Here is a 1,639-nt window from a genome sequence, read left to right as displayed (position 1 = left end):
CGTCTGGAGCAAGGCCAGTTCCAGGTGCGCACCTCACCGACCGGACAGCGCTGTTTAACCTGGACCGACTTGCAGTTATTGCTGGAGGGTATCGAAGTGCAAAAACACCGTCAGTTCAAGCGCTATCGGCATGCGGCGTAACGGCTTGGCTGGTATAATCCCCGCATGACAACGGCTACTGAACACACGCAAGAATCGGCGCCCAGTTCTGATGATGTCCGCGAAGAGCTGGCGGCGCTGCGTCAGTTGGTGGTCGAACAGAAAGCGCATATCCAAGCGCTGGAACACCAGATTGCGTGGTTCAATAAACAGCTGTTCGGCGAGAAGTCCGAAAAGCGCCCGGTTGACAATGCTCATCAGCCGGGACTGGATCTGGGCGAGGCGACCAAGCCGGTCGCCCCTGAAGGTGAGAAGACCACCATCACCTATGAGCGTGGCACCGGTAAAAAGCAACGTCCCGATGATTGTGTGAACGATGCCGGGCTGCGCTTCAACGACGAGGTACCGGTAGAAGTCATTGAACAGCAGCCCCCGGAGCTGTCAGGCCCCGAGGCGGATCAGTACGAAATCATTGATACCAAAACGGTGTGTCGCTTGGCCCAGCGTCCGGCCAGCTACGTTGTGCTGCAATACAACCGCCCCGTGATCAAGCGTAAGGACCAGGATAAACCCGAGCCCTGTCCAGCACCGGCCAACGTTCTGGATCGCAGCGTCGCCGATGTCAGCTTGCTGGTGGGGCTGTTGGTCGATAAGTTCCAATATCACTTGCCGCTGTACCGCCAACACCAGCGCATTCAAAATGCGGGGGTTACACTCAGCCGCGCCACGCTGACCAACCTGAGCAAACGAGCCATTGAACTACTTCGTCCCATCGTTCAGGCACAACTGAATAATGTGTTGCGCAGCAAAGTGCTGGCGATGGACGAGACGCCCATCAAAGCCGGGAAGTCCGGGAAAGGAAAAATGAAGCAAGCCTGGTTCTGGCCCCTGTACGGGGATCAGCACGAAGTGGTGTTTACCTACTCGGCCAGCCGGGGGCGCCAGCATATTGAAAACACACTCAAGAACGTGTTCGAGGGCACCATGCTCAGCGACGGTTATGCCGCCTATGGCCGCTATGCCGACCAGTGCGAAGGCGTGACCCATGCCCAGTGCTGGACGCACACGCGCCGACAGTTTATCGAAGCGGAGAATGATGAACCGGAGGCTGTCGCCGAAGCGTTGTCGTTAATCCGTCAACTCTACCAGTTCGAAACCGAGGCGGCGGACCAAGAGCTCAAAGACGATAAACTGCGCGAGCATCGGCTGACTTACAGCAAGCCGGTCGTCGATCAACTGTATCAGTGGTGCAATGAACAGTTGCAACGCAACAACCTGACGCCGAGGCAGCCGTTTACCCAAGCGCTGAACTACACCTTGAACCGTGAGCAGGCTCTGCGTGTGTTCCTTGCAGAGCCGGCGGTTCCGCTCGATACGAATCACCTGGAGAGAGCGTTGCGTCCGATCCCGATGGGGCGGAAAAACTGGATGTTCTGCTGGACCGAAGTCGGCGCGGAGCATGTGGGCATTATCCAGAGCTTGATCAGCACCTGTAAGCTGCATGGGATCAATACCTACACCTACTTGACCGATGTGCTGC

General features: G+C 57.2%; 1 pseudogene. It reads left to right on the top strand.

Annotated elements, in window-relative coordinates:
- Positions 1–279: 279 nt before the first annotated feature.
- Positions 280–1,639: pseudogene (tnpC, locus tag AAE514_RS18385) on the top strand (IS66 family transposase); the annotation flags it as partial.

The organism is Marinimicrobium locisalis (assembly GCF_039822625.1).
Taxonomy (GTDB): Bacteria; Pseudomonadota; Gammaproteobacteria; order Pseudomonadales; family Cellvibrionaceae; genus Marinimicrobium; species Marinimicrobium locisalis.
This window is presented reverse-complemented; position numbering and strand designations above follow the sequence as displayed.